The sequence below is a fragment of the Psychrobacillus sp. FSL K6-2843 genome (genome assembly GCF_038626375.1).
GTDB lineage: Bacteria > Bacillota > Bacilli > Bacillales_A > Planococcaceae > Psychrobacillus > Psychrobacillus faecigallinarum.
Genome location: NZ_CP152021.1, coordinates 1,918,695 through 1,944,182, shown reverse-complemented (window position 1 = coordinate 1,944,182; position 25,488 = coordinate 1,918,695). Strand labels below are relative to the sequence as shown.

Below are 25,488 nucleotides of genomic sequence, written 5' to 3'. Positions count from 1 at the left end.
GTATATGTCTGACAAAAACGTTGATACGTGAGCTAACAAATTCCTTGTTCAAATAATGCACCGTTAGTTTAACTGTAACATTTCACATTGCATATCTGGGATCAACTTAATGTTTTGGACATAAAAATAGACTATCGAAACGATGGCCAGATTTTGCTAACGCACCTGTTAGGTTAAGTAGAAAAAATAAACGCATATTCAACAATCGCGCCAGTTCTCCTTCACTTAATTTAAATTAGAGACGGTGCATAAAGAAATTATTTCAATAACCCATTAGCGATTCGCTACAACTAGAGCGTCTCATCCAATTTCTGAATCTTTGAGTTGGAAATTAAATAAACATTGCCAAAAACGTCGATTTTGTCTCCTTTTACACGTATAGCGCAATCTTTGTTCGACGCATAAATATTTATTTCTTCCGATAGGGGAGATAGTTCGCTTTGAACCAGTGCCATGTTATTTTCAAGATCAAAATGAGACAGGACGGAAAAATTGTCAAGACCGATTCCGTCGTAAACAGAGCTCATTTCAACTTCATCTCCAAAGTTTTTCGAGCATAACCATTTAGCGGACATGTTGATTGCTCCAGCGCTGGCTCCCATCACAACGGCGCTGCTTTTTTTAATCGAATCCGATAATTCATATTCCATCAAAAAACCATTTTGATTAAGAATATTGCCATTGAGCCCATCCGTTAGTCTGACTCCAACGACCACGGTGCATCACAGACTTTCGCACTCTATACGAGTAGCGCTCAGGGGAGATTAATCCTACTCTGGTTACTGCACCAGCCACCTTTATTCTTACAAGAATGGAATTGATTCCTGATTTAACTTTCAACTTAATATAACCACTCTAAAGGCTCAGCCTTTTTTAAAAAAGCTTTTTCTGAGTCTCTTTTGTTATGCAATTTTGTTGATTTTGAATGTTTTTTAATTTTCATGGGAGTTTAATTAGGAAAACCCCTTTTATACTTCACACAGCTAATTCTACTCATTATAGTCTGAAAAAAAAATTTCCTTTAGTATTGTTTTTACTTTTTTTAAGTTACGTGATTCTAGTTTATTGAGCATTTCCATGATCTCGTTCATTTCTTCAACAACAGAGTATGAATGATTGACCCTGCCAGTTTCTAACGCTCCCCTTTCATTTGTTTTCACTTCCTCTTGACTATGCGTATTTTTTTCCTCGCTTGTCATAGGATTTATCCAAGAAGTATTTAATACATCTTTTAATACCTTAAGGGTAGTTCCCAATTCATCTTCGGTATATTGTTGTAAGAAACGATTAATTCCGCTATCAATTTGTTGATGCAAATCTAGATGCAATTTACATATCTCTTTACCTAATGGCGTTGTACGGAACAGAATTTCTTTTTTGTTATCTGGAAGGGTTTCCATAATGATTATTTCTTTTTCAACAAGTTTTCTCGTAATTTTAGAGATGCTCCCCCTTGATATACCGAATTGTTTTGAAATGGTTATGCCGTTTACAGGCTCAAACCTTCCAATTGCATCTAGAACATGCAGCATCAAAGCAGTCATTTCTTTTATTAATTCTGTGACTACAAGATTAGTACTATTCTGTATCAACCACTGTTTTTCTTCATCCTCTTCCGATTGTATTTGATACTGCAAATCTTTTGCAGTTTCCCACACTTCCTTGATTAAATATTCTTTATTTTGCTTTTGAAATGTATTATTATTCACTGAATTCTTCCTCCGTTTAGTAACTTAATACCATTATACCAAAAAATAATACAAGCAACAATTTTAGTTTCCGAGAAACAATATTGACAAAGAGATGGTTAGTAGTTATTATTGTTTCGATTCAACATTTTGTTTCTAGTTAACAAAAAGGAGGTAGGTTAAATTTTTTGCACTAGGATATTCGAATATATAAAGCATACGGGCTGAAATATCTTGTTTGCTATTAAAAGAACGCGTAGAAATGAAAATCATGAAATATTAAATTTCACGCTTTTAAAAAAAGGAGGTTGATTCATTTGACGGAAAAATACGATATCGATGTACTGATAGCAGGGGCAGGACCAACAGGCTCCACGTTAGCTGCAGATTTACTTCGACGTGGAATTAGTGTCCGATTAGTAGACAAGGCATACCATTCCTTCAATGGCTCTCGTGCGAAGGGAGTCCAGCCGAGAACCCAAGAGATATTTGAAGACCTTGGCTTACTGAAAGAAGCTCATGCTGAAGGGGGAATCTACCCACTTATGGGGATCCATTTCGGACCGATTATTGTACCATTTCGGATGCAAAAACAAAAAAAGGTGACTCATGATGTGCCGTACCCGAATGTTCTATTACTGCCCCAATATCGTACCGATGCAATCTTACATCGCATGCTTGACCGCTTCGGATTGAATATTGAGTTTGACACTGCGATTATTGGTTTTGAGCAGGATAACGATGGGGTAACCACAACTCTATCATCTGGTGAGAAAATTCGTAGTAGGTATCTGGTAGGAGCTGACGGCGGTTCTAGTACAGTCCGCAAGGCTGCTGGTATTCGTTTCATCGGAGAGACCAACGAAGAGAACCGTATACTTATCATCGATGGCACGATAAACGGACTATCACGCAACAGATGGCATATTTGGCCACGTACACACGGGAAACAGGTTGCAGCATGTCCTCTACCAAACTCCGACCAGTTCCAGATAATGATACGACTAACACCAGACGAATCAGTAGAAATTGACGAGACTGCGTTAGCCATCAAGTTCCAAACACTCACTGGTTTTCAGCTTAAAGACATTACTTGGACCTCAGTGTTCAGACCAAATGTTCGACTTGCAGAGCATTACCGTTCTGGCAGGGTCTTTCTTGCTGGAGACGCTGCTCACGTCCACACACCAGCTGGTGCCCAGGGTCTAAACACAGGAATACAAGACGCTTATAACCTCGGTTGGAAGCTCCAACAGGTCATAAAAGGTGCATCTGAGAACCTGCTAGAGAGTTACGAAGCAGAACGGCAGCCAATTGCAGCACACGTTCTTAGAAAATCTAGTGAGCTATACTCTAGAATCGACAATAAACATCTCTCAGGACTTAAACGTGGAGATGAGGAACGACAACTCGGAATTTCATACTACGGCGGACCACTAGCACCTGCTAATAGCTCTGCTACTAAAACTCTACGTGTTGGCGACAGAGCCCCGGACGCAACTTGTGTAGGTGCAGAGGGTTTAACCCGATTATTTGATGTCTATCAGGGTCCACACTTCACCTTGCTAGCCTTCGGAACCAATGCGGTAAAAGCACTCTCTGAGTTGAATTGGCCGATTGGTGGTGCCGAATTACATCGCTATGTCGTGGGGAACGGAATCGGAGTTGACAACAACCTCCTCGACGACACAACAGGCAAACTGAGTAGTATTTATGGCATTACAGGTGATACATTAGTTTTAATCCGACCAGATGGTCACATTGGGAGCATTATCACTAATGACTGGCTGTCTACCTTCAATAACATTGTCAGAACGTTATCATATAGTCTAGCGCGATCCACCCAAACTGAGGATTACGTTGGTCATTGGTGAGGTTCGAATGGAGATAACTACTTTTGGTTCTACGTCAAGTGGAGTAATAATTCCTCCATGAAAAATAAGAGCTCTGTATTAACAAAAAATGTATACAGAGCTCTTATTATGTCCTTATCGACCTAGTAGAAGAGAACCTCTCTACCTTTCAGTAGATTGTGTTCCTCCCCCTTACCGAACCGTGCTTGCGCTATTTACGCACACGTTCTTTAATGATTAATCAACCTTGTCCATAAACAGAGCCTTATTATTTTATTAATATCAGTTGTATTTTTGAATCGTTACCCTTAATCAATAAATAAATATAAGATATGAGGGCCTATTTTAATTTTTTGGTAAGTAAATTAAAAAAGTAGTGCCAATACTTAATGCACTTTCTACCTGGTCGATCAACTATGGTGCCATAGAGCCCATCCGTTAAGATCGTCAACAAAATATTACAGAGGGCATGGAAAATTAATTCCATGCTTTTGTGTTCTTAAAATAATTTTAAAAATTCTCCATAGCCTTCTTCTTCTAGCTTGGCTTTTGGAACAAAACGCATAGCAGCGGAATTTATACAGTATCGTAAACCTGTTTCTTCCTTAGGACCATCAGGAAAAACATGTCCTAAATGAGAGTTAGCTGTTTTACTTCTTACTTCTACCCTTCTCATGCCATGAGAATCATCAAAGTGCTCTATCACTTCATGTGCTTCTATGGGTCTAGTAAAGCTTGGCCATCCACATCCCGCATCATATTTATCCTTAGAATGGAATAATGGTTTTCCAGAAACAACATCTACATAGATTCCCTCTTCAAAATGCTTATCATATTCTCCTTGAAAGGGTGGCTCTGTTCCATTTTGTTGTGTAACATAATATTGCATTTCAGTTAGTTTATCCTTCATTTTGTAGCCTCCTATTGTTCTCTACGAACGCCGCTCTTCCTGATCCAACAAAGTAACGGTTATAATGTGTCGGATTCTTTTTATAGTAATCCTGATGATATTCCTCTGCTTCATAAAATTCTGAGGCAGGCAAAATTTTTGTAGCTATTTTCTTTGGGAACCTTCCAGAAGCATCAAGTGCTTCTTTCGACTGCTCTGCTTTCTCTCGTTGCTCCTCAGTATGGTAAAAAATAGCCGTTTGATAGGACGACCCTTTATCAAAAAATTGTCCTTCTTCGTCTGTTGGGTCGATATTTAACCAAAATATTTCAAGTAATTGATCATAAGAGAACTTGCTTGGTTCAAATGTTATTTGAATAGCTTCATAGTGTCCTGTAGCATTTGAGCAGACCTGTTCATAAGTTGGATTTGGTACAGTCCCACCCGTGTATCCAGAAACTACTTTTTCAATGCCGTCATACGAATCAAACGGTTTTACCATGCACCAAAAGCATCCTCCTGCATATGTTGCTTTTTCCATTATATATCCCTCATTTCGATGGAACTATTATTTCTAAAACAATTTTATCTTCCTGAAGATTTAATTCTTTAGCTCGGACATTGACTCCGGAAGCCATTGGAATGCTAGCTAATTGAATTAATACTTCCTCCTCGTCAGGCTTAACTACCATCCAGCGTGGAAGATCAATGGAATCTCTTAATAACTTTAACACAGTTTCTGGTGGTAATTGAAGCTGACCGACTTCTACAGAAGATTGCTCGAGACGAATATTGCCATTCTCCTCTACAAAAGGTTCGAAATACATTTTAACTGGGAGAGTTAGTGAAAATATAGTTAACTCCGAGCTTAAAATAATTTGATCATCTACACTCAATTGAAGGGGTATAGGTTTATTATCCATTGCTTTCGCTATAAATGTGTTTGCAATGCCCTGAAAATCCTCCTTAGAGGCATTTACAGTTAATACATGCCCAGAGGGATTAGCCTCCTCAGCGCTTTTTACCTCTACAGATTCTGCTGGAGCTGTTATCCAATATAATAACGTACCAATACTTCCTACAATAACTAATAACAATAAAAAAAAGGCAATCTTCCACTTATTCATCTAACCAACTCCTCAAAAGAACAATTCCCTACTTTGCTCATCTATCAAACCACAATTTTCTAAAGAATTTACTACATTCTCGACTATTAACTCATATCCCTTGCTATTAGGATGGAAGAAGTCGGTATGATAAACTAAGTTTGCATTAGAATCAAACAAAGTATCAATCGGTGCAAAACATGCATTCGTATTACTATATGAGAGTGATTCAATGGTGTCATTCCAATCAGTGATAATTTGGTCTACCTCACTCGTTTCATCTGTAACAATGGTAATAGGGTTATAAATTCCTATCATTAGTATTGGAGCACTGCTATTAACCTCTCGAATTTCTTCAAGGATATCATCATAATTTCTTTCGAAACGTTGAAGTTCCTTTTCAAAAGCCTCAATTTGAAGATTAAAAAGGTCCTTTTTAAATACCTTCATAACATCGTTACCACCAATGGTAATTGTTATTAAATCTGCTTTTCGAATTTGATGGTCGATTTCACCATCTCTTAACAATTTTAAGAGTTGGTCACTACGTCTTCCTCTTTTAGCAGTATTGGTTAAGACAACATCTTCTATTCCTTTGTATTCTAATATTTGATTTTTTAGCCTTCCTACATAACCATTTCTTTTTAATTCGTCTCCCACCCCTTGAGTTAGAGAATCTCCAAGCCCAACCAACTCAAGAGTTCTTGGAAAGAATTCAGGTGGAATTATATATTCTTCAAATAAGATTGTCTCCTTTTCAGAAAAGCTTACTTCTTGTATTTTTTCTGGAGCACAACTTGATAAAAGAAAAACAAAAACAAGAATTATTAAATACTTATATTTCATATCTAACCCCTTTATTTATACCCATTAATAATCTGGATGAAAAATACCTTTATTATTTTTTGAAGTACGCCCTTGCTATTTAACTGTACGAAAACTTAATGTCCTAGGCAAATTTCACAAAATCTATAAATAAAAGCAGGGAAATATTGAGCCTCCCTGCTTTTAGCATTATTCTGTCATATACATAAAACCAATAGCACCGGGACCAGTATGTGTACTAATCACTGGAGAAGTAAAGGAAACTTGAATATCTTTAAAACCAGAGTCTTTAATTAATTCCATTAAAGGTGTGGCCATAGATAACCCATGGGCATGAGATATTCCAACTGCTTTTACGATTTTACCTTTAGTGTCTTCCAAATACTGTTTAAACAAATAGTTGACTACTTGCTTATGACTTCTAGCTTTTGCTACAGGAGTATAAACCCCGTCTGCAAGGCTAGCAATTGGCTTAATAGAAAGTAATGATCCAATCATTGCTTTCCCTTTTCCAATACGTCCACCTTTAACTAAATTATCCAAAGTATCTACAACCACATATAAATCGGTTTTAGATCGAATATCAAAAACCTTTTCAATAATAGCCTCTTTTGTTGAACCGTTTGCCGCCATCTTTGCTGCTTCTTCTACTTGGAAGTATAGGGCAAAAGAAATAAACTTTGAATCAATAACTGTAACATCAGAATCCGTTAAATCAGCTGCATTCTGTGCCGATTTAACCGTACCACTCATGCCTCCGGTCATATGAATAGAAATAACTTGATCTCCATTTTTACCAAGCCTGTCATAAAGTTCTTTAAAAACACCTACTGCAGGTTGGGAGGACTTTGGAAGATCTTTTGAAGAGCTCATTTTATGTAAAAATTCTTCTGGCTGTAAGTTAACACCGTCAATGTATGACTCTCCATCAATCTGGATTGTTAAAGGTACAACATGTATATTATATTTTTCAATTATCTCTTTTGTTAGGTCTGCTGTCGAGTCTGTAACTATATGAACCTTAGGCACTGTGTATCCCTTCCTTCCTCTATAGTACTATTATAAGAAGAAAGACGCCAATCTGTAAACTATTTGTGTCTACTTTGGAGCTCAATAATTTTATTTGAGATAACTGTATGTAGGTCTTCCATAGTTTGTTTTGAATCATTTTCTTGAATCATCTCTTTACTATATGAAGGAAGTATACTAATTTGAACGTGAGCTGGGCAAATTTTGTTATTATTTTTCTCCATAATATTTGAGGTTCCGTGTATGGCTATTGGAACAATCGGCACGTTTGCCTCTTTGGCAATACGCATGAATCCTGATTTGAATGTACCAATGCCTTGTCCTTTGCTTCGTGTACCCTCTGGAAACATCAAAATAGAATGTCCTTGTTGCAATTGTGACACAGTATCTTGTATCGAACGATAACTGCTTTTTCTATTAGACCGATCCAAAAATACACAATTCATTTCCTCCATCCATTTAGAAATCAAGGGAATTTTTTTTACCTCTATTTTTGAGATAAATCCAAATGGTTTAGGTATATGAGTTAACAGGGTCGGTATATCAAAGTTTCCTTCATGGTTGCTTATAAACAACACAGCTCCCTGGGGGAGGTTTTCTAATCCCTCTACAATAAATTCACTTTTTGTTCTTTTAAGAATACCGCCTGCCCATTTTTGAGGCACCTCATGAATTAATTGATCGTATTCCTCTACTGAAATCTCATTTTTTAGAGATTTAATCTTGTTTAATTTTGGAAGACTAAATGGTAAATAACCAAATAAAAATCCAAATGTCCTTAAAGAAGAAAACAACTTATTCACTAACCTTTCTATCATAAACCAAATATACATAGGTTATTCCATCAGGAGTCGTCATTTCTTCTGACTTTTCCGTAAGAACCCACTCATCATAACTATAAGGCGGAAAAAAAGTATCTCCTGTAAACGTTTGTTGAATAAATGTAATATATAATCTATCTGCTTTTGGCAAGATTGCTCTAAATATTTGTTCTCCCCCGATAACCATTACTTCGTGATGATGAGCTTTCGCTAATTCAACAGCATCAGTCAAATTACCTACTACATCTGCTCCTTCGACTCTGTATGAAGGATTTCTAGTAACAATGATACTCTTTCTTCCTGGTAATACTTTTCCAATCGACTCGTATGTGTTTCTACCCATAACCATTGCTTTATTCATTGTTTTCTCTTTGAAATAAGCCAAATCACCTGGTATATGCCATGGTAAATCTTTGTTATAGCCAATTACACGATTTGGATCATGTGCTACGATAAGTGATATCATTATTCTTCTCTCCTCTAAACAGCAATTGGTGCCTTGATTTTTGGATGTGGGTCATAGCCTTCTATAGTAATATCTTCGATTTCAAAGTCAAAAATAGACGATTTTTCATCATTTAATAATAATGTCGGTAAAGGACGAGGCGATCTTGCTAACTGAGTTTCAACCTGTTCAAAATGATTCGAATAAATATGAGCATCACCAAGAGTATGAATGAATTCACCTACTTCTAACTTACATTCCCTAGCTATTAGATGAACAAGTAAAGCGTAGGATGCAATATTAAAAGGAACGCCTAGGAAAACGTCCGCGCTTCGCTGATACAACTGACAGGATAGCTTTCCATTAGCCACATAAAATTGCATAAAACTATGGCATGGTGGCAATGCCATATCATCCACCTCTGCAGGGTTCCATGCAGTAATAATATGTCTTCTAGAATCAGGATTGTTTTGAATGCCCTCTATTAGGTTTTCTAATTGGTCAATTGTTTCACCATTTTGAGTTGGCCATGAACGCCATTGTCTACCATAAACTGGGCCAAGGTCGCCAAACTCTTTCGCAAAAGATTCGTCTGAGAGAATTTTATCACAGAAGAGTTTCATTTGCTCTTTCAACACTACCTTGAATTCAGGATCCTTTGAAGCCCTTACGCCAAAATTGCTCATGTCTGGACCAGTGTACTTATCACTATTCACCCATTTTTCAAAAGCCCATTCATCCCATATATGATTATTAGCCTCTATCAACGTTTTAACGTTCGTATCTCCTTTTAAGAACCATAAAAGCTCACTAACTATAAGTCGAAAGGCTGTTTTTTTAGTAGTCATTAAAGGGAAACCTTCAGATAAGTCAAAGCGCATTTGATAACCAAAAACGCTCTTCGTGCCTGTTCCAGTTCGATCCCCTTTTTCTACTCCATATTCAATAATATGTTTACATAAATCTAAGTATTGCTTCATTTTATTACTTCCTTTCATCCGTAAAAAAAGCTCTCATCTAAGAGAGCCATTTAGGTGGTGTATTCTTGGACCAAAAAATCTCACCTAGAGCATAATGCTTTGTATATTTATCTTCTGCCAGGTGATAATGAAAATTAAAGTAGTAACCATCAAGCGGTTTTTTATCTGTTCTAACGTGGAAACGCATTATGTCTTTTTTAGTAATGTCATCATAAATATTAAATATTTTTTCATGATATTCCCCAGATGGTCTCTCTGATATTGCTAGTTGAGATGCTTTATCACTGTCTAGAGTAATAATTGTAGCATCAATAGCTTCTTGAATCCTTGGGAATATAATGTCATCAAATTCATTTTGTATAACTGGCCCTATTCTTGTCCCAAACTTTATGTATGCTTGCTCTTTAGCTGCTATGGTAATACTTTCACTGTAATCAATAGGTTCTTGAAGACTGACATGGTCATACTCCCGGGTATTGCTTTCAGAAGTGACCGATTTCAACGGAGCTTTATTGTCTAATAATTGCTCCCAAATGACATGGTTTGGCGATATTAATCCAAAGGTAAGCAAAGCAACAGTAATTATAATCGACTTTTGGAACCATTTTTTCATCTTTTTCACCTTCAATTATGTACAAATTTGGTATAACCGGATATTAAGATATACGAAATCGAGAACAAAAGGTTTCATCTTCCTTGTATTCATTGTACAATAAATAGGGTAAACAATCAGTAGGTTTTTTAAACTAAGGAGGAAATTCTTATGAGCACAGATATAATCATTGGAATTGGATTTTTATTTTTATTAGGTTATTTAACTTCATTAAACTTCACGCACTGATTTTTAAACTGTTAAAAAAGAGGGAAGCGACATTAGTCACTTCCCTCTTTTTATTTTTCAATCACTCCGTAGTGAAATTTAGAGGTGGGTCTGGTTATTTGCTTAAAACCAAAGCTTTCGAACATTGGCGATCGGAAATGAGCTTTTAAAACTACTCGTTTTCGAGCAACTCTTGTTGCTTGTTCCACCCACTCATTACTCAAGCCTCCATGTACCCCTATATCTCTCAACAATTGAAAGTTGGTGGATTCAATAATTTCCTCTTCAAACATTGGATCCATATAAACTACATCATATGAATTATCTTCAGCTCTTTTTAAAAAATTTAAAGCGTCGTCATGACAGATGCTTATTTGACGCATTGTATGTTGTAGAATAGAAAAATCAGTATTATATTTTTTTAAACCTTGTTGCACCATGTAAGCAATAATTTTATCTTTTTCTAATGCATTCACTATTCCAGTATCTCCTATTGCATAAGCTGCAATTAGACTATCTGAACACAATCCCGCAGTAGTATCTAGAAATTTATCTCCTTTAGATAGCTCTGTTGCGAGTAAAAAAGGATCTTTATCTCCCTTGATCAATCTTTTCATTCGGAATGCAGCGGAATTTGGGTGAAAGAAAAAAGGGGTTAAGGAACCATAAGGAAAATACTCTAACCGCTCCTTCCCCACAACCATTACATTTGCCTGATGCTCTTGTTGTATTTTTTCAACAGATTTTTTGTTTCTTTCTACATATGAAATTTTTAAAAGAGATGCTATTTCTTTTGCGGTTTGAATCATACTTATATTTGTTCTACCAGCAGTGGTAATAATACTTTCCATTAGATAATATCTGCAAGAACACCAGCTAAATGATCTTTAATAGTATCCATAGAATTACTTTCAATTTGTTCTCTAGGAATGAAATAAGCCAATTCCCCATCTTTCCAAATAGCAATAGAAGGCGAGCTTGGAGGAACATCGCTAAAATAATCTCGCATAGTTGCAGTTGCCTCTTGATCTTGACCAGCAAAAACAGTTACTAAATGCTCAGGTTTTTTGTCTAGCTCCGCAACGGCTGCAGTTACTGCGGGTCTAGCAAGCCCAGCTGCACATCCACAAACTGAGTTAACTACAATTAAAGAAACCCCAGTCTCCTTCATATGGCTATGCACTTCATCAGGAGTAGTCAATTCTTTAAAACCAGCGTCTGTTAACTCACTTCTCATTGGTTTAACTACTTGCTTCATATATTCATCGTACGCGTTCATGGTTTCGCCCACTTTCATTTATGTTCATATTCCCATTATTTAAAGGGTTTTATATTTCCTATTCTACTTCTCTTTTAAAATTTTTTCACTTCATTTAACTTTTAATATTAATTTTTATCCTTATTATTACGAATCATCGAATAATCAATAGTTCCGTTCAATAAAAAATAGTATGATTATTAAACATCATAAGGCAAAGGGGAAGAGAAAAGTGATAGATTACAATGGTCGATGCTTTGTTTCAATTGAAAATACAGATAACGGTGAAGTTTCTTCAAAAACTATTTTTGAATACAAACAAGAGGGACATATTATCTCAGCAGCATATAGTGGTGGGGAAATTGTAAAAGGCACATTGATTGGAGTTATAAAGGGCGACGGTTGCTTAGAGTTTCGATATAACCACGTTAACAACAAAAATGAAATTAGAGGTGGCCAATGCACTTCTACTCCTAAAATTTTACCTGATGGGCGAATTAGATTATATGAAAAATGGAAATGGCTTGATTCTGAAGCTACTGAGGGAAATTCAATCATTGAGGAAGTTAGAAACTTTTAAATAGAAATAATAATTAGGATATCAATTTACTGAAATGAGGTAATTATGTGGGAGAAAGCTTTGTACATCATTTATGCATTCAAACAAATACATATTATGAATCGTTAAATTTTTACACCGAAGGGCTAGGTTTTAAATTAGTAAAAGAATCATCCGGTTTTCATGACAGAAATTTTAACACATGGATACAATTAAATAACTTTTATATTGAATTACAAACTGGAAAACTAAATGAAATACTTAGTCGTGGAGACTCAAATTCGCAAGGGTTAGTTCATTTCTGTTTATGGGTTGATGATTTAAATTCAGAAGTGGCTCGTCTACGTGAAATAGGAGCTAAATTTCTGATGAAAAACAATGAATTCATTTATCAAGTTGAGAATGGTAACCTATGCAAATTACAAGCTCCTGAAGGAACAATTATAGAACTTCGAGACAATAAAGGAATTTAGTTAAAGAAAATAATGAATAACGCAAAATAAGTCCTTCTGAAAATCAGAAGGACTTATTTTGTTATTTCTAAAGTATTAATCTCCAGCTAATTTCTCACTGATAACTTGCCAATTGAACTATATTTTTTCTCATTAGAAACAACAATTGTCAAATTGAACCCTTTCTATTAAAAATTTAAGGGAAAATGGTATCATTTTTGCATTAAACTACTCTTATTTTTAGAGATAGAAATTTAACTATGATAATATTAGAAATATCATAAAAATCGACTTTTTCAGACAAATTTCAACAAAAATAAAACAAGGTAATTCAAAAAGCATAAACGTCTAATATCTGTTAAAGCTATTTACAAAAAGATACCTTCATGTATTGAAACTAAATCTTACGATGGATTAGCTCCCTCGTAATACACACAAGTTAATTTGATGGGGAGCGAAATAAAATGATGATGTTAAATGAATTGTTAACAGCAATAAACGTAAAAGCTACTCAAATGACACAAAATATTTTGGTAAGTGGTCTCGCCTTCAACTCTAAGAAAGTTGAAAAGGGTTTTTTGTTTGTGGCTATTTCTGGCAACCATATGGACGGTCATTCATTTATTGAAGATGCCATCCAAAATGGTGCAGTCGCAATCATCGGGGAAAAGTGTTTGGAAGTAAGAAATGTTCCTTACTTTCAAGTAAATGATTCTAGGACAGCCTTGGCATATTTGGCTAAAAAATATTTTCAAAACCCTACTAAAGATAAAATCCTTATTGGCATAACTGGAACTAATGGTAAAACGACTACCTCTTACATGATTAAGCATATTTTAGAAAACCAAGGCTTTTCTTGTGCCCTGTTTGGAAGTATTTCCGTTATCCTAAACAATGAAGAACAAGCTTCCTCTCACACTACATTGGATCCTTTAACATTTCATGAACTCGTTGCAACTAGTAATGATCAGGTCATTATAATGGAAGTGTCCTCACACGGGCTTATTCAACAAAGAGTCGAAGGTCTTGAATTTGATGTTTGTATCTTCACAAATATAGAGCAAGAGCACTTAGATTATCATAAGAATATGGAGTCTTACTATTTAGCAAAGCAGTCATTATTTACGCTTTTAAAAAATAGGGGTACTGCAATTATTTACTCAAGCAATGACTGGAGCGAAAGATTAAATACATACGTAGAGTCTATTGGTAGAAAGGTAATTAAAATTAATGGCCTGTTCCCCACCTATTCAGTACTGGATTCAAGTCTTATAGATGAAACCACTCAAGTTAAAGAGACATTTTCTCTTGCGACTACAATGCAAGGTAAACATAATATTGAGAATGCCTCTGTCGCTTTCGCAACTTCTGTACAACTAGGTATTGATGAAAGAGTTGTCGAGGAAGCACTGAATGACTTCAAAGGTCTACCTGGTCGATTTCAATTATTTTCCCATCCTACAGGAGCAACCATTGTTATTGATTACGCCCATACTGCAAACGCATTTCAACATATTTTGGAAACAGTCAAATCTCAAAATGCTAAAAATATATATCATGTTTTTGGTTTCCGGGGGAATCGAGACGTAAATAAAAGAGCTAAAATGATTGAGATTTCTTTAAAACACTCTAATCAATGCATTTTGACATTTGATGACTTGAATAATGTATCACCAGAGCAAATGATTAATGAGCTCCAACTTTTAGGAACACATGAAAAGTGTATTATTATCCCTGATCGTACGGAGGCAATCAAGCATGCATGGAAAATGGCTCAAGCAAATGACTGGATTGTGATAACAGGGAAAGGGTGTGAAAGTTATAAACAAAGTTATACGCTCTCCACTACCTCTGATGTGCAAACCTTAGATTATCTATTAAAACAATCATCCCAGTTCAAGCAAGAGGCAGAAAGTTGTTAAGCTTATATAACGATTTCGACTAGACTTAGTTTTAAAGCTAAGTCTTTTTATGTAGAAATAAGTAAATGCATAATTCCACTATTAAGGCTCACGCTATCTAAAGCATTAGAATTTAGAAAAGTGAGGGAAATAGATGTATTACTATAAAGAAGAGTTAATAAATATTATTAAACCAGACAAGCCAGACCCAGCGGCTGCTCGTGTCCTACAAGAAATAGTAGGTGGTCACTACGGGGAAATGAGAACAATGATGCAGTACTTTTTTCAAAGCTCCAATTTTAGAGGTAATGAAAAACAGTACCGTGATTTATTAAGAGGTGTATTTTTAGAAGAAATCGCACATGTCGAGCTTGTACAAAACACCATAAATGCACTTCTCGATGTCTCTGGAGATACCAATTTGGCTGGAAACAGCGGACCTGATCATGCACCATTACATGACCCTGTACAACATGGGAACCCACATCATTATATTATTGGTGCTCAGGCATCGCTACCCGTAGACGCTTCAGGCAACCCTTGGAATGGTTCTTGGGTATATTCCCATGGAAATCTGATTGCAGACTTGCTTAATAATGTGGTACTAGAGTCTACTGGTGTACTTCAAAAAACACGTATTTATGAGATGAGTTCAAACCAAACTTTCCGTGAAACGCTGGCATTTTTAATCGTTCGAGATAATGCACACCAAAATGCTTTTGCAAAAGCATTAGAAACTTTAGGAGTAGAATGGGGAAAAATCTTCCCAATTCCGAATTATGATATTAATAAATATCCTGAGTGTAAAAAGTTTGTGGATTTGGGCTATCATAATGCTCAATTTAACTTTAGATTGGACCCAACAAGAATAGGAGAAATATTTAAAGGTGCAAGTCCAAGTAGAAACAAAGGTGATTTACAAGTAACTCCACCACCAACAGGTTTCCCAGTACCTGTACTACCTCCAATGCCAAACGAACATAGTCCAGGCTAGAATGACATGAACATGTAGTACTTATAACATCAATAAAAGGAGACTGTGGTAAATTCACAGCTCTTTTTTATTGATATTGATCTGTTTAATTTGTTAGGGGAAATGCTAATCTACTCTTTCCAACAGATTTCTCATTCTGCTCCCAAATAAAAATTAGTTCATATATTTTATTGTAAGAAGTGTCCTTAACTTTCATGTAAAAACCATTCTGTCCATCGGCAATAAATTGTGTATTGCCAATTTGGTGATACTCGGTCGTATATTCTTTAATTTCCACCTTGTTCGGAGCCGGATTCATGTTATCCCATTTAACTCTTATTACATCCCCAATTTGTGCTTGTCCTTGGTTATTAAACTGATGATTTAATCTATCTTCTGCAGAACAATCCAACCAACAAATTTCTTCATAAATAGAATCAAACCCTACTTGATTATTTAGTGAAAGAATTGGATTTTCAATTGAATCAAATGAAGGTAACTGTATTTTTTCTTCTACTAAAACAATCTCTTTAGGTTTTTCTTTGATTTCTATTTCATTAGAACATCCTGCCAAAACAATTATTAAAAATAATGGTACAAATATTTTCTGCATATTATACTCCCCCCCTTAATAGGACAACTACTGATTATCTTAAAAAGTCCATCTACCCTCGTCTTCATACTTCTCCAATAGATATATGTATAAAGAACTTTTATCACAAGTTCGGGTGCATCTTTATTTCATTATACATTTTTATCTCTACAAATATTTCCTAAACCCTTGTTGTGTTCTCGAAATAGAAAAAAGCAGACCCACATTAATAATTAATGTTCAGGTCTGCTTTCTTTTACTGTTGAATTACGCTTGTATTTAACTTTTGTTAGCGAGAGTTTGTAATCGATAAAGGCTCCTATGAATCCCATTGGAAGTCCACCAGCTAAAATAGATAAAACTACAATGAAAAGGTTAATGTCTTCTACTTTAAATGTAAGTAAATATAAGGTTATAAGAGTACCTACGATTAGAAAAATAATAGTAAAATAATACGTAACATGACTATTTCCCTTAGAGTTGGCTCCTTTTTGTTTAACTTGATCCTTACTCATTTTGATCCCTCTCTTCGGCTTTAAATTATATTTATATTATTCACCCATTTTCCTGAATTTACACATCTCTTAGTGGAATATTTTTTTATTTTTACAGGACGAGGCTTTTATATTGATTACTTAAAAATTACCCGAATCTGTACAAATAAAACATTCCTATACAGCAGGTATCAAACTTTTCAGTTTATTATGACAAAAAAGGAAGCACAGGATATCTCCAATGCTTCCTAGAATTGTTCGCTTATTTTCTTGCTTCACTCATTTGTTTCCAGACGGAACCTTTCGCCTCTTCCCCACCTTCAATTCGGGCAATCGCCATACGAATTTGAAGCTTGACCTCGTACTCTTTATCGTCTTTTGCTTCTTTCAGAGCTGGTAACGCATCCACATCTCCTACTTCATAAAAATACATTGCTGCTCTCCAACGAACTAATTTGTTTTTGTCAAAAAGAGCTTCCTTCATAGCGCCAGCAAATTGTTCAAAACCTAAATCACTCATTGCATCCCCAGCAGTACGCCTCACTGATGAACTTTTATCCTTTAACGCCATCTCTAGATAAGGTACAACGGATTCATCTTCTATAAGGCCAAGGTAAACTGTTGCAAGTCGTCTAATGGAAACTTGCTCGTCCTGAATAGCTCGTGCAAGCACAGGGATATCTTCAAGTTCCGGGTTGATAAGATTATTAAGAAGCTGGAATCTCTTTTCCCAATCACCTACCTCGAACTCTTCAAGAGTAAAAGGAACCCGAATTGGTTTTTTGTCTTCTTCAGCTTTATCCTTATCAACTATTAATTGCTGCAGTTTACTTTCTGGGAAGCTGGCTTCCAGTTCTTTTACTAACTGTTCCCCAATTTCCTTTTGTTCTCCGTAGCGAACACCATAATCTACCCATTTACGAAGCATGATATAGTTTTCTTTGTCACCTTCCATCGCTTCATCTAATGCTTTAGTAAAACGTTCAGATAAACCAAATCTAGATTCTGAGTCACCATCAAATACCTTTACCTGCAGAGGAATTCCCTTGAAGGATTGTACATGGACATACACTTCACCGTAATGATCTAATGGTTTATCTCCTGTTTCTGCTTCGTTTTCTCCACCAAATACATTTTCAACTGATGCTAAAATGGATTCCCAGCTAAATTTAGCGATTCGTTCAATCGCTAAAAAGTCCGCAACATGGTATACCCCTTTTACTCCTTCAATTTCAAAGAGTCTTTGAATCTCTTTTGGGGCATCTGTTATGTTATCCTTCTTATAGTTATGACTTTTACCAAAGGGTAACTCCTGGTCGATGACTATCTTCATTGTATTTGGGCTTGGTGTTGGTTCAATCGTTAATATTTTCAAAATTCATACCTCCAGTATTATAAATCATGAAGAAGCAATTTCTTCTAAATAGGACCATCTTTCAATTAGCTTCTCATAAGCTGCGTTCGCTTGGTCTAATTGTTCAGTTAGTTGCTGTAACAATGTAAAATCAGAACCAGTAGTTAAAAGTTTTTGCTCGAGCTCTTCTATTAACTGCTCGGTTTTTTCAATCTCGCCACTTATCCCTTCCCATTCTCGTTGCTCTTTATAGGATAGCTTTTTCTTTTCCTTTATACTTTTTACTGGTGTCTCTTCCTTTTTTATTTCCACCGCTACTTTAGATACATCTTTAAAATCATCCAAATAATCTGAATAAATCCCTAACCACTCTTGAACTAAACCATCTCCATTAAGGATCCAGAGCTTTTTGGCAATTCGATCTAGGAAGAAACGATCATGAGAAATCGTAATAATAACGCCTGGGAAGGATTCCATAAAATCCTCTAATACAGATAATGTTTGAATATCCAGGTCATTTGTAGGCTCATCCAGGAATAGAACATTTGGTTGCTCCATTAACATTTTTAAAAGGACAAGTCGCTTTTTCTCTCCTCCTGACAGTTTGCCTATCTGAGTACCGTGTGTATTTAGTGGAAATAGAAACCGTTCAAGCATTTGAGCTGCCGAAAATTTCTCTCCAGAACCTGTTTCTATCAGATTGGAAGATTCACGTACATATTCAATCATTCTCGTTTGTTCATTTAGTTTTGGAAGTTGTTGCGAAAAATGCATTAATTTTACGGTAGAACCAACGACAATTTCTCCAGAGTCCATTGGGACCTCTCCTGCAAGCATTTTTAGCAATGTACTTTTCCCGACCCCATTAGGGCCTACAATACCGATTCGATCTCCTGCCTGTAGGATAAAAGAAAAATCGTCTACGATTACTTTAGAATCAAAGCGTTTAGAAATATTTTTGCCTTCTAACACTTGTTTACCTAACCTTGTAGTAGCCATTTCAAGCTCCAGATTGAGTGCAGAATTGTCGCGATCCAGCTTTGCATCGATTTCTTCAAAGCGATCCTTTCTCGCTTTTTGCTTTGTCGATCTAGCCTTTGCTCCCCTGCGAATCCATTTTAGCTCGTTTCGATATAAATTTTGTAGCTTTTGCTGAGAAGCAGCATTCATTTCTTCACGAATCGCTTTGGATTCAAGGTAATTAGCATAGTTTCCAGTATGAGTATAAAGAGTTTTATCAGCAAGCTCATAAATATGAGTCGCTACTGCATCTAAAAAGTAACGATCATGTGTAACAAAGATAATGGCTCCCTCTACTCTTTGCAGCATATCCTGCAACCAGTCTGTGGATTCTTTATCCAAATGGTTAGTCGGCTCATCTAATAACAATAAATCTGCTGGTTCTATTAATACTTTTGCTAGTGCCACTCTTTTTTGTTGGCCACCAGACAAATGTAAAATTGAATCTTCAAACTGAGTAATACCGAGTTTAGTTAATGCTGTCTTAGCTAAAGCATTGACATCCCAAGCCTGAAGTTCATCCATTTTCTGTTGCAAATCCATCAATCTATTTTGTAAATCAGTTGAATCGGAGTTAGCCATTAATGCTAGCAGTGCTTCCTCATATTCTCTGTTAATCTTAAGAATAGGCGAGTCTCCGCTAAATACTGTTTGAAGAACTGTTTCATCTTTTTCAAATACTGGTTGCTGCTCCAAATAGGCGATTCTAAATTTGTTTGGATGATCTCGATCAATTGCATCTGCCTCTAGCTCTCCTGCAATAATCGATAAAAAAGTAGATTTTCCCGTTCCATTGATGCCGATTAACCCTGCTCGATTTTGATTGTTAATCGTAAATGAAATATTTTCAAACAGCGTCTTCTCTCCCACTGTTTTCGTTAGATTGGAAATGATTAAATGGCTCATATAGATTCCCCTGTTTCTTGTCTTAAGTTTTCTAGAAATAATTCCATAAAGGCATGTCTTTCTTTGGCAAGTTCTTTACCTGTTCTAGTTTGCATACCGTCCGCCAATTTAAGTAGCTTTTCATAGAAATGAGTAACGGAGGCTGTTTGTTTAGAGCGATAATCTTCTGCAGACATATTGTCTCTTGGCGTTTCAGTCACATCGTATAATTTTCTGCCCTTTGCTCCACCGTAAGCAAACGTTCTTGCAATTCCGACTGCTCCTATGGCATCTAGACGATCTGCATCACGAACAATTTTAGCTTCGATAGTATCTGCAGTTATTTCATGCCCACCGTTGAAAGAGACAGCTTGTATAATGTTTTTAACATGTTCTGTTGTTTCTTTTGAAATGTTAAGCTGCTGAATGATATGATCCTCCATATATTTTCCTTCTGTCGTAACATATTTAGGATCGCTCACATCATGTAGCAACACTGCTAATTCTATAATTTCATTGTCTGCATCAACCTCAGAAGATGCTATATATAAAGCATTTTTTCGTACTCTTTCTATATGCAAAAAATCATGACTTGCATCAAACTTGTTATAGACTTCTTTTACTAATTTTTCGCATAGTTGTATTGTTTTCATATATTTTTTTCTCCTTAAACTATTCGTCCACTTCATTATAACGAAAAAAAGAAAAAAAGACTGCTATAGTGCAGTCTTTTCAATGGAAAGAAGTGAATGGCTTAAAATAGACCAATAGCTTGCCCATCATTATCCACATCCATATTTAATGCAGCAGGTTTTTTGGGTAATCCTGGCATTGTCATTATATCGCCTGTGAGACAAACAAGAAATCCTGCACCAAGCTTAGGAATTATTTCTCTCACTGTAATAGTAAAGTCAGTAGGTCTACCAATTAGTTTTGGCTGATCAGAAAGTGAGTATTGGGTTTTTGCCATACATATAGGAAGTGAATCCCATCCATAATCCTCTATTTGACGGATTTGTTTCAAAGCATTCTCTGTAAATACTACTTCTTTTCCTCCATAAACCTTCTGAACGATTGTTCTAATTTTTTGTTCAATCGAATCCGCTAATTCATATAGCGGTGAAAAGTTAGAAGGTTTATCTAGCTCGCTCAAAACTAATTTTGCTAAATCTTCTCCTCCAGCGCCTCCCTTCGCCCAAACGTCTGTCAAAGCAATGGAAATGTTATTTTCTTTACACCAATTGAGTAGCGTATGTATTTCCTGCTCAGAATCTGTTATAAACTTGTTCAAGGCAACCACTGGTTCTACTCCAAATGCACGAATAGTCTCTACATGCTTCATAAGATTTTTGGTCCCCTCTAACAGAGCCTCCACATCTTCATCCTTCAATTCATTTTTATGTTTTCCACCCTGTAACTTTAAAGCCCGAACGGTTGCTACAATAACTACAGAGCTAGGAATAATATTTGCTTGTCTAGATTTAATATGCATAAACTTCTCGGCACCTAAATCAGCCCCAAATCCTGCCTCAGTTATGACAATATCAGCTAAATTCATTGCTGTTTTAGTAGCAATGATTGAATTACAACCATGAGCTATATTCGCAAAGGGGCCGCCATGTATAATACTGGGTGTTCCTTCGATTGTTTGCACAAGATTTGGCTTAATCGCTTCTTTTAATAAAAGTGTTAGAGCTCCCTCGACTCCCAAAGAACGAACATTTACTGGTTCGTTTTCATATGTATAACCAATAACTATCCTCGATAGTCTTTCTTTTAAATCTTCTAAGTTCTTTGCTAAGCACAAAACAGCCATTATTTCTGAAGCCACTGTGATGTCAAATCCATCTTCTCTAGTTATGCCATGAGAAGGTCCACCAAGTCCGACGATTATATTGCGCAAAGATCGGTCGTTCATATCAAGTACACGCTTCCAAGTAATTCTTCTTGGATCTATATTAAGTTCATTGCCTTGGTGAAGATGATTATCAATAAACGCAGAAAGAGCATTATTTGCAGTTGTAATAGCGTGAAGATCACCATTAAAGTGTAGATTTATCTCTTCCATCGGGAGTACTTGAGAATAACCTCCACCAGTTGCTCCTCCCTTTACTCCCATGACTGGTCCTAAAGAAGGTTCTCGTAGTGCCACTACAACGGATTGTCCCATTCGCTTTAAAGCATCTGATAGTCCTACCGTTACAGTAGATTTACCTTCACCTGCAGATGTTGGACTAATAGCGGTCACTAAAACTACCTTTCCAGGTGATGTTCTCTCAGGGATTTTAGTAAAATCAATTTTCGCTTTAAATTTACCATACAACTCCAATGCTTCATCCGAAAGACCTAAACTTTCTGCTATCCTTACGATAGGTTGCATTTCCGCATTTTTGGCAATACTCAAGTCAGTTAGTGGTTCTACATGTAGATTCAACTAAATCACAGCCTTTTTATTTTTATTTTACATCATATAATTGATAGAAAGTTAGCTATAATTCGACATTTTATTGACGATAGCAAGCATTTCATGTATAGTTTATTTTATCCATTTAACTGAATTTTTAGTGGATTGAGGGAGGAACAGTTATGCAACAGGGGAAAGTAAAATGGTTTAACAACGAAAAAGGTTATGGTTTTATCGAGTACAATGACGGGGAAGATGTGTTCGTCCATTTTACTGGTATTCAAGGCGAAGGTTTCAAGGCTTTAGAAGAAGGTCAGGAAGTCACTTTTGAAATCGTTGAAGGAAACCGTGGACCTCAGGCTGCAAACGTTATAAAATCGAAGTAAAACGGTTCTTCCCGCGGCAACTGGTCGTGGGACTTTTTTTATTTTCCGTATAACTTATTCCCAGCCTCTTTGATCTCTTCTCCTACCGTACACTCATTTATACAAAACTGGTGGGCCTTCGACTTGCCCTTTTCTTTTCTGAGCTGATTTTTTACAAAACACCCTTCACAATAGTTCTCTAATAGCTGATCAATTTCATTTATAATTTGCGAATTTTTCATACATTTAACTCCTTGCGGTATGTCATATGGAACTGTACAATTATTTTACTCCTATACAAATTAAATATCATAATTAATATACGTAAAAAATGATCTACCGCTTTAGCGACTTTTACGATCACTTAATTACTTGTGTAACTTTCTATTGCATTGCTCTATAAAGTGTTTGTTTTATTAATCAAGCACTATTTATGAATATAGCTCACGTAAAAAAGAAAAGTACTTACAATTATTAAAAGGATGGTAGCAATGATTGAATTATATATCGATGGCTCTACAACTGGCAATCCTGGACCTAGTGGAATTGGAATTTTTATAAAGGGAGAAGGCCATCAAATTAAAATGAGTGAATACATAGGTATCTATTCGAACCATATAACTGAATTTAAAGCTTTGTTGAGAGGGCTGGAAGAAGTTCAGAAGCTTTCACCTACTATCGTATCCATTCGAACAGATTCTCAAATAGTGTATGCTGCGGTTGAAAAACGTTATGCAAAAAATGCAGAATTTGCTGCCTTATTAGAGAAAATACTAGTCATTACAGATACCTTCGATCTATTCTTTATAAAATGGATCCCGGATGATCAAAACAAAGCAGCCCATGCTTTAGCTAGAGAAGCTGTAAGGAAGAACCTACCTTAAAGAAATGACACCTCCAGCAGCTAAATCGGTTGGAGGTGTGGTTAACTTAAAACTTTTGTTAGTGCCTTATTCTGTTTTCTCTGCATAGCCCTCAACAGTATCAATCTCGTCTTGTGCTTCCTCTTTATCCAAGTTATAGTCATTTTCAATACTATTTTTAGTACGATCCATGAATCGAACAATAACGTCATCTTTACCAAAAAGTTGAAACAAGCTTAACAAAGGATTTCTTGGGAGATTAACGGATAAATAAGTAAACTTCGTATTCTGTTCATTCACCTGATGTAGTTCATAATCTACCTTCATTTTAAAAAGATTGTTTAAAATAAATGTTTCCTGGACCAGCTTGTGATTAGGCTCATTTATATATTTTTTTAAGGTGAGATTATAATATTCGTCAAGTGATCCATTTTTATACGACTGTCTTATTACTGTTCCAACAACTTCCTCAGTTTCTTTTATTATCTCTTCATCAATTATCTTTGGAAAAATTACTTTCTTTTTCTCTAAGTCCCCGTAAAAATAAGGCCATACAAATTCGATTGGTGCATTAATAACTATCTCTTTTTTCCATTTTTTCATCTAAACTACTCCCCTGCATATCAATATGTTAACCTTTCTATATATGATAACACAAAAAAACAGACCCTCGAAATGAGAGCCTGTTAAAGTTTAGGTTTAAAATTAAGCTTTAACTACGTTAGTAGCTTGAAGACCACGTTGGCCTTGCTCGATTTCAAAAGTTACTTCTTGACCTTCGTCAAGAGATTTGAAACCTTCGCTTTGGATAGCTGAGAAATGTACGAATACATCGTCTCCGCCTTCGCGTTCGATAAATCCGAATCCTTTTTCTGAGTTAAACCATTTTACTTTACCTTGTTCCATGTGTGTATCCTCCTCGTATGCAAATTGTGCATACATTGTGTTACTATCCTTGCTCAACACTGTTAAGTAAAAGTGTTGCCACCTACTAACTAACCGAACAAAAATAATCCTCTTTAAATATAACATGGCATTTTTAATAATGCAACAAATATACATAATCTTTTTTTAATTGTTTTCCAATAATGCACCAATTGCTCCACTATAACCATGTTTTTCTAAAAAGATTGGATTTTTATTTTTTAAAATTGTATAAGACTCTATTATTTCTTGAAGTAAACTATTTTCTTCTAATGTTGAGCCTATATATATTATATCTTTCACTCCGTGGGCTTCTGCTGCTTGTATGCATAATGTAGCGACAACTTCGCCAATTATGCCTTGAATACCTGCTAGTAAATCGGCACGAGACCGAGCTTGCTCTGGCTTTAATGTAACGCCACCAAAGTTACTAGCTGTAAGTGAACCAGTTATCGGAAGTTTGTTATCCTTATAAATGTCACTTACTAATACATCTATCGTAGATCTCTTCCCGTCTTTGGAAAGCGCAATCATTTCTTTATAATTTGTTAGGCCTGTTAATGCCATTCCAAGGCCTAATAATGTACCTCCACCAATTCCAGAACCTGCTATACGTGAATGTGTTTTGTCATGCATAATATGTATTGAAGTACCTGTACCAATATTTGCTATGATTGCCGAGCTACTGCTAATAACTTCCTGTTTCATCTGATACATCACGCCATTCATTGTCGCATCAAACTCAACCATATAAGGAAGGTCCTGTTTAGATAATAGGAATTTTTTTAATTGCTCTGCTCGACCACCAGTGAGGCAGATAGCACTTGACGAATGCTTGTTTTCTATCCACTCTCTTACTCCTTGAAAATCTGAAGAAAGAAAGCTTTTAAAGGACATCTTATTTTCTCTATCCCAATAAGCTATTTTCGTTAAAGTTCCACCTGCATCAATACCAATTCTAGTAGTCATACTTAGTCCCCTTTTACAT

Annotated in this window: 30 protein-coding genes and 1 pseudogene; 7 read left to right on the top strand and 24 right to left on the bottom strand. The window is 35.9% G+C overall.

Translation table 11 applies throughout. The features are described from left to right. Nucleotides 1–290: 290 nt before the first annotated feature. The 3 genes and pseudogenes from MKY94_RS09735 to MKY94_RS09725 form a co-directional block, all read right to left on the bottom strand. Nucleotides 291–680, bottom strand: a pseudogene (locus MKY94_RS09735) (Type 1 glutamine amidotransferase-like domain-containing protein); the annotation flags it as partial. After that, nucleotides 667–840 (bottom strand): hypothetical protein, encoded by a 174-nt coding sequence (locus MKY94_RS09730; RefSeq protein ID WP_342578713.1) that lies wholly within the window; start codon nucleotides 838–840, stop codon nucleotides 667–669. The gene MKY94_RS09730 and the pseudogene MKY94_RS09735, both read right to left, overlap by 14 nt. A gap of 149 nt (nucleotides 841–989) precedes the next feature. Next, complete coding sequence (locus tag MKY94_RS09725; protein ID WP_342578584.1) at nucleotides 990–1,709, bottom strand: MarR family transcriptional regulator; 720 nt, start codon at nucleotides 1,707–1,709, stop codon at nucleotides 990–992. Between the two features lie 296 nt (nucleotides 1,710–2,005). Here MKY94_RS09725 and MKY94_RS09720 point away from each other — a divergent pair, with 296 nt between their 5' ends. Next, complete coding sequence (locus tag MKY94_RS09720) at nucleotides 2,006–3,562, top strand: FAD-dependent monooxygenase (RefSeq protein ID WP_342578583.1); 1,557 nt, start codon at nucleotides 2,006–2,008, stop codon at nucleotides 3,560–3,562. A gap of 478 nt (nucleotides 3,563–4,040) precedes the next feature. On the opposite strand, the gene msrB is transcribed toward MKY94_RS09720, so the two are convergent. The 11 genes from msrB to MKY94_RS09665 form a co-directional block, all read right to left on the bottom strand. After that, a complete protein-coding gene (msrB, locus tag MKY94_RS09715; protein WP_144536655.1) occupies nucleotides 4,041–4,451 on the bottom strand; it encodes a peptide-methionine (R)-S-oxide reductase MsrB in 411 nt (136 codons plus the stop codon). Beyond that, entirely contained in the window at nucleotides 4,441–4,971 is a 531-nt protein-coding gene (gene msrA, locus MKY94_RS09710) for a peptide-methionine (S)-S-oxide reductase MsrA (RefSeq protein ID WP_342578582.1), read from the bottom strand. The genes msrB and msrA overlap by 11 nt, the downstream gene beginning before the upstream one ends. Before the next feature lie 10 nt (nucleotides 4,972–4,981). After that, on the bottom strand, nucleotides 4,982–5,557 hold the full coding sequence (locus tag MKY94_RS09705) for a YpmS family protein (RefSeq protein WP_151110016.1): 576 nt from the start codon (nucleotides 5,555–5,557) through the stop codon (nucleotides 4,982–4,984). A 12-nt stretch (nucleotides 5,558–5,569) separates the two neighbouring features. After that, nucleotides 5,570–6,382, bottom strand: a complete 813-nt coding sequence (locus MKY94_RS09700) for a GDSL-type esterase/lipase family protein (RefSeq protein WP_151110018.1) — start codon at nucleotides 6,380–6,382, stop codon at nucleotides 5,570–5,572. Nucleotides 6,383–6,550: 168 nt separating this feature from the next. Then, entirely contained in the window at nucleotides 6,551–7,390 is an 840-nt protein-coding gene (locus tag MKY94_RS09695) for a DegV family protein (RefSeq protein ID WP_151110020.1), read from the bottom strand. Nucleotides 7,391–7,449: 59 nt separating this feature from the next. Continuing rightward, the gene (locus MKY94_RS09690; protein ID WP_151113680.1) at nucleotides 7,450–8,208 is read right to left on the bottom strand and encodes a lysophospholipid acyltransferase family protein; all 759 of its coding nucleotides are present in this window, start codon (nucleotides 8,206–8,208) and stop codon (nucleotides 7,450–7,452) included. Continuing rightward, nucleotides 8,186–8,677 carry a dihydrofolate reductase gene (locus MKY94_RS09685; RefSeq protein WP_340863094.1) on the bottom strand — a complete coding sequence of 164 codons (492 nt, stop codon included), beginning with the start codon at nucleotides 8,675–8,677 and terminating at the stop codon, nucleotides 8,186–8,188. The genes MKY94_RS09690 and MKY94_RS09685 overlap by 23 nt, the downstream gene beginning before the upstream one ends. Before the next feature lie 14 nt (nucleotides 8,678–8,691). Further along, entirely contained in the window at nucleotides 8,692–9,636 is a 945-nt protein-coding gene (locus tag MKY94_RS09680) for a thymidylate synthase (protein WP_342578581.1), read from the bottom strand. 37 nt (nucleotides 9,637–9,673) lie between these two features. Further along, on the bottom strand, nucleotides 9,674–10,249 hold the full coding sequence (locus MKY94_RS09675; RefSeq protein WP_151110026.1) for a YpjP family protein: 576 nt from the start codon (nucleotides 10,247–10,249) through the stop codon (nucleotides 9,674–9,676). 278 nt (nucleotides 10,250–10,527) lie between these two features. Continuing rightward, on the bottom strand, nucleotides 10,528–11,307 hold the full coding sequence (locus tag MKY94_RS09670) for a class I SAM-dependent methyltransferase (protein WP_342578580.1): 780 nt from the start codon (nucleotides 11,305–11,307) through the stop codon (nucleotides 10,528–10,530). After that, the gene (locus MKY94_RS09665; RefSeq protein ID WP_144536676.1) at nucleotides 11,307–11,735 is read right to left on the bottom strand and encodes a BrxA/BrxB family bacilliredoxin; all 429 of its coding nucleotides are present in this window, start codon (nucleotides 11,733–11,735) and stop codon (nucleotides 11,307–11,309) included. Before MKY94_RS09665 ends, MKY94_RS09670 begins: the two co-directional genes overlap by 1 nt. A gap of 211 nt (nucleotides 11,736–11,946) precedes the next feature. On the opposite strand from MKY94_RS09665, the gene MKY94_RS09660 reads away from it, so the two are divergent. The 4 genes from MKY94_RS09660 (at nucleotide 11,947) to MKY94_RS09645 (ending at nucleotide 15,620) form a co-directional block, all read left to right on the top strand. Then, entirely contained in the window at nucleotides 11,947–12,294 is a 348-nt protein-coding gene (locus MKY94_RS09660) for a n-acetylglutamate synthase (protein WP_191963859.1), read from the top strand. A gap of 47 nt (nucleotides 12,295–12,341) precedes the next feature. Continuing rightward, nucleotides 12,342–12,746, top strand: coding sequence for a VOC family protein (locus tag MKY94_RS09655; RefSeq protein ID WP_342578579.1), 405 nt, complete (start codon nucleotides 12,342–12,344; stop codon nucleotides 12,744–12,746). 443 nt (nucleotides 12,747–13,189) lie between these two features. Next, a complete protein-coding gene (locus MKY94_RS09650) occupies nucleotides 13,190–14,647 on the top strand; it encodes a UDP-N-acetylmuramoyl-L-alanyl-D-glutamate--2,6-diaminopimelate ligase (RefSeq protein ID WP_342578578.1) in 1,458 nt (485 codons plus the stop codon). Nucleotides 14,648–14,780: 133 nt separating this feature from the next. After that, nucleotides 14,781–15,620 (top strand): manganese catalase family protein, encoded by an 840-nt coding sequence (locus tag MKY94_RS09645; protein WP_342578577.1) that lies wholly within the window; start codon nucleotides 14,781–14,783, stop codon nucleotides 15,618–15,620. Nucleotides 15,621–15,705: 85 nt separating this feature from the next. On the opposite strand, the gene MKY94_RS09640 is transcribed toward MKY94_RS09645, so the two are convergent. The 6 genes from MKY94_RS09640 to MKY94_RS09615 form a co-directional block, all read right to left on the bottom strand. Next, complete coding sequence (locus MKY94_RS09640; RefSeq protein WP_154310892.1) at nucleotides 15,706–16,212, bottom strand: lipoprotein; 507 nt, start codon at nucleotides 16,210–16,212, stop codon at nucleotides 15,706–15,708. Between the two features lie 212 nt (nucleotides 16,213–16,424). Continuing rightward, entirely contained in the window at nucleotides 16,425–16,706 is a 282-nt protein-coding gene (locus MKY94_RS09635; RefSeq protein ID WP_144536686.1) for a hypothetical protein, read from the bottom strand. 241 nt (nucleotides 16,707–16,947) lie between these two features. Then, the gene (locus tag MKY94_RS09630; RefSeq protein ID WP_154310893.1) at nucleotides 16,948–18,060 is read right to left on the bottom strand and encodes a conserved virulence factor C family protein; all 1,113 of its coding nucleotides are present in this window, start codon (nucleotides 18,058–18,060) and stop codon (nucleotides 16,948–16,950) included. Nucleotides 18,061–18,084: 24 nt separating this feature from the next. After that, nucleotides 18,085–19,965, bottom strand: coding sequence for an ABC-F family ATP-binding cassette domain-containing protein (locus MKY94_RS09625; protein ID WP_340844410.1), 1,881 nt, complete (start codon nucleotides 19,963–19,965; stop codon nucleotides 18,085–18,087). After that, nucleotides 19,962–20,597, bottom strand: a complete 636-nt coding sequence (locus tag MKY94_RS09620) for an HD domain-containing protein (protein ID WP_191697046.1) — start codon at nucleotides 20,595–20,597, stop codon at nucleotides 19,962–19,964. The genes MKY94_RS09625 and MKY94_RS09620 overlap by 4 nt, the downstream gene beginning before the upstream one ends. Nucleotides 20,598–20,698: 101 nt before the next feature. Beyond that, nucleotides 20,699–22,378, bottom strand: coding sequence for a formate--tetrahydrofolate ligase (locus tag MKY94_RS09615; protein ID WP_340844409.1), 1,680 nt, complete (start codon nucleotides 22,376–22,378; stop codon nucleotides 20,699–20,701). A 152-nt stretch (nucleotides 22,379–22,530) separates the two neighbouring features. Between MKY94_RS09615 and MKY94_RS09610 the strand changes: the two genes are divergently transcribed. Continuing rightward, nucleotides 22,531–22,734, top strand: coding sequence for a cold shock domain-containing protein (locus MKY94_RS09610; RefSeq protein ID WP_144536694.1), 204 nt, complete (start codon nucleotides 22,531–22,533; stop codon nucleotides 22,732–22,734). A gap of 38 nt (nucleotides 22,735–22,772) precedes the next feature. On the opposite strand, the gene MKY94_RS09605 is transcribed toward MKY94_RS09610, so the two are convergent. Further along, nucleotides 22,773–22,955 (bottom strand): zinc-finger domain-containing protein, encoded by a 183-nt coding sequence (locus MKY94_RS09605; protein WP_144536696.1) that lies wholly within the window; start codon nucleotides 22,953–22,955, stop codon nucleotides 22,773–22,775. 249 nt (nucleotides 22,956–23,204) lie between these two features. Here MKY94_RS09605 and MKY94_RS09600 point away from each other — a divergent pair, with 249 nt between their 5' ends. Then, on the top strand, nucleotides 23,205–23,597 hold the full coding sequence (locus MKY94_RS09600; protein ID WP_144536698.1) for a reverse transcriptase-like protein: 393 nt from the start codon (nucleotides 23,205–23,207) through the stop codon (nucleotides 23,595–23,597). Nucleotides 23,598–23,663: 66 nt separating this feature from the next. Here MKY94_RS09600 and MKY94_RS09595 read toward each other — a convergent pair whose 3' ends face one another. The 3 genes from MKY94_RS09595 to coaW form a co-directional block, all read right to left on the bottom strand. Beyond that, on the bottom strand, nucleotides 23,664–24,179 hold the full coding sequence (locus MKY94_RS09595) for an SRPBCC family protein (RefSeq protein ID WP_342578576.1): 516 nt from the start codon (nucleotides 24,177–24,179) through the stop codon (nucleotides 23,664–23,666). A 102-nt stretch (nucleotides 24,180–24,281) separates the two neighbouring features. Then, the gene (locus MKY94_RS09590) at nucleotides 24,282–24,482 is read right to left on the bottom strand and encodes a cold-shock protein (RefSeq protein WP_053589685.1); all 201 of its coding nucleotides are present in this window, start codon (nucleotides 24,480–24,482) and stop codon (nucleotides 24,282–24,284) included. 165 nt (nucleotides 24,483–24,647) lie between these two features. Further along, complete coding sequence (coaW, locus tag MKY94_RS09585) at nucleotides 24,648–25,469, bottom strand: type II pantothenate kinase (RefSeq protein ID WP_144536702.1); 822 nt, start codon at nucleotides 25,467–25,469, stop codon at nucleotides 24,648–24,650. Nucleotides 25,470–25,488: the final 19 nt, after the last annotated feature.

Excerpts from the sequence above, each read along its gene's own strand:
- msrB (WP_144536655.1), bottom strand. The coding sequence starts at position 4,451 with ATGAAGGATAAACTAACTGAAATGCAATATTATGTTACACAACAAAAT.
- msrA (WP_342578582.1), bottom strand. The coding sequence starts at position 4,971 with ATGGAAAAAGCAACATATGCAGGAGGATGCTTTTGGTGCATGGTAAAA.
- MKY94_RS09705 (WP_151110016.1), bottom strand. The coding sequence starts at position 5,557 with ATGAATAAGTGGAAGATTGCCTTTTTTTTATTGTTATTAGTTATTGTA.
- MKY94_RS09700 (WP_151110018.1), bottom strand. The coding sequence starts at position 6,382 with ATGAAATATAAGTATTTAATAATTCTTGTTTTTGTTTTTCTTTTATCA.
- MKY94_RS09690 (WP_151113680.1), bottom strand. The coding sequence starts at position 8,208 with ATGATAGAAAGGTTAGTGAATAAGTTGTTTTCTTCTTTAAGGACATTT.
- MKY94_RS09685 (WP_340863094.1), bottom strand. The coding sequence starts at position 8,677 with ATGATATCACTTATCGTAGCACATGATCCAAATCGTGTAATTGGCTAT.
- MKY94_RS09680 (WP_342578581.1), bottom strand. The coding sequence starts at position 9,636 with ATGAAGCAATACTTAGATTTATGTAAACATATTATTGAATATGGAGTA.
- MKY94_RS09675 (WP_151110026.1), bottom strand. The coding sequence starts at position 10,249 with ATGAAAAAATGGTTCCAAAAGTCGATTATAATTACTGTTGCTTTGCTT.
- MKY94_RS09670 (WP_342578580.1), bottom strand. The coding sequence starts at position 11,307 with ATGGAAAGTATTATTACCACTGCTGGTAGAACAAATATAAGTATGATT.
- MKY94_RS09665 (WP_144536676.1), bottom strand. The coding sequence starts at position 11,735 with ATGAACGCGTACGATGAATATATGAAGCAAGTAGTTAAACCAATGAGA.
- MKY94_RS09650 (WP_342578578.1), top strand. The coding sequence starts at position 13,190 with ATGATGATGTTAAATGAATTGTTAACAGCAATAAACGTAAAAGCTACT.
- MKY94_RS09645 (WP_342578577.1), top strand. The coding sequence starts at position 14,781 with ATGTATTACTATAAAGAAGAGTTAATAAATATTATTAAACCAGACAAG.
- MKY94_RS09640 (WP_154310892.1), bottom strand. The coding sequence starts at position 16,212 with ATGCAGAAAATATTTGTACCATTATTTTTAATAATTGTTTTGGCAGGA.
- MKY94_RS09635 (WP_144536686.1), bottom strand. The coding sequence starts at position 16,706 with ATGAGTAAGGATCAAGTTAAACAAAAAGGAGCCAACTCTAAGGGAAAT.
- MKY94_RS09625 (WP_340844410.1), bottom strand. The coding sequence starts at position 19,965 with ATGAGCCATTTAATCATTTCCAATCTAACGAAAACAGTGGGAGAGAAG.
- MKY94_RS09620 (WP_191697046.1), bottom strand. The coding sequence starts at position 20,597 with ATGAAAACAATACAACTATGCGAAAAATTAGTAAAAGAAGTCTATAAC.
- MKY94_RS09610 (WP_144536694.1), top strand. The coding sequence starts at position 22,531 with ATGCAACAGGGGAAAGTAAAATGGTTTAACAACGAAAAAGGTTATGGT.
- MKY94_RS09605 (WP_144536696.1), bottom strand. The coding sequence starts at position 22,955 with ATGAAAAATTCGCAAATTATAAATGAAATTGATCAGCTATTAGAGAAC.
- MKY94_RS09600 (WP_144536698.1), top strand. The coding sequence starts at position 23,205 with ATGATTGAATTATATATCGATGGCTCTACAACTGGCAATCCTGGACCT.
- MKY94_RS09595 (WP_342578576.1), bottom strand. The coding sequence starts at position 24,179 with ATGAAAAAATGGAAAAAAGAGATAGTTATTAATGCACCAATCGAATTT.
- MKY94_RS09590 (WP_053589685.1), bottom strand. The coding sequence starts at position 24,482 with ATGGAACAAGGTAAAGTAAAATGGTTTAACTCAGAAAAAGGATTCGGA.
- coaW (WP_144536702.1), bottom strand. The coding sequence starts at position 25,469 with ATGACTACTAGAATTGGTATTGATGCAGGTGGAACTTTAACGAAAATA.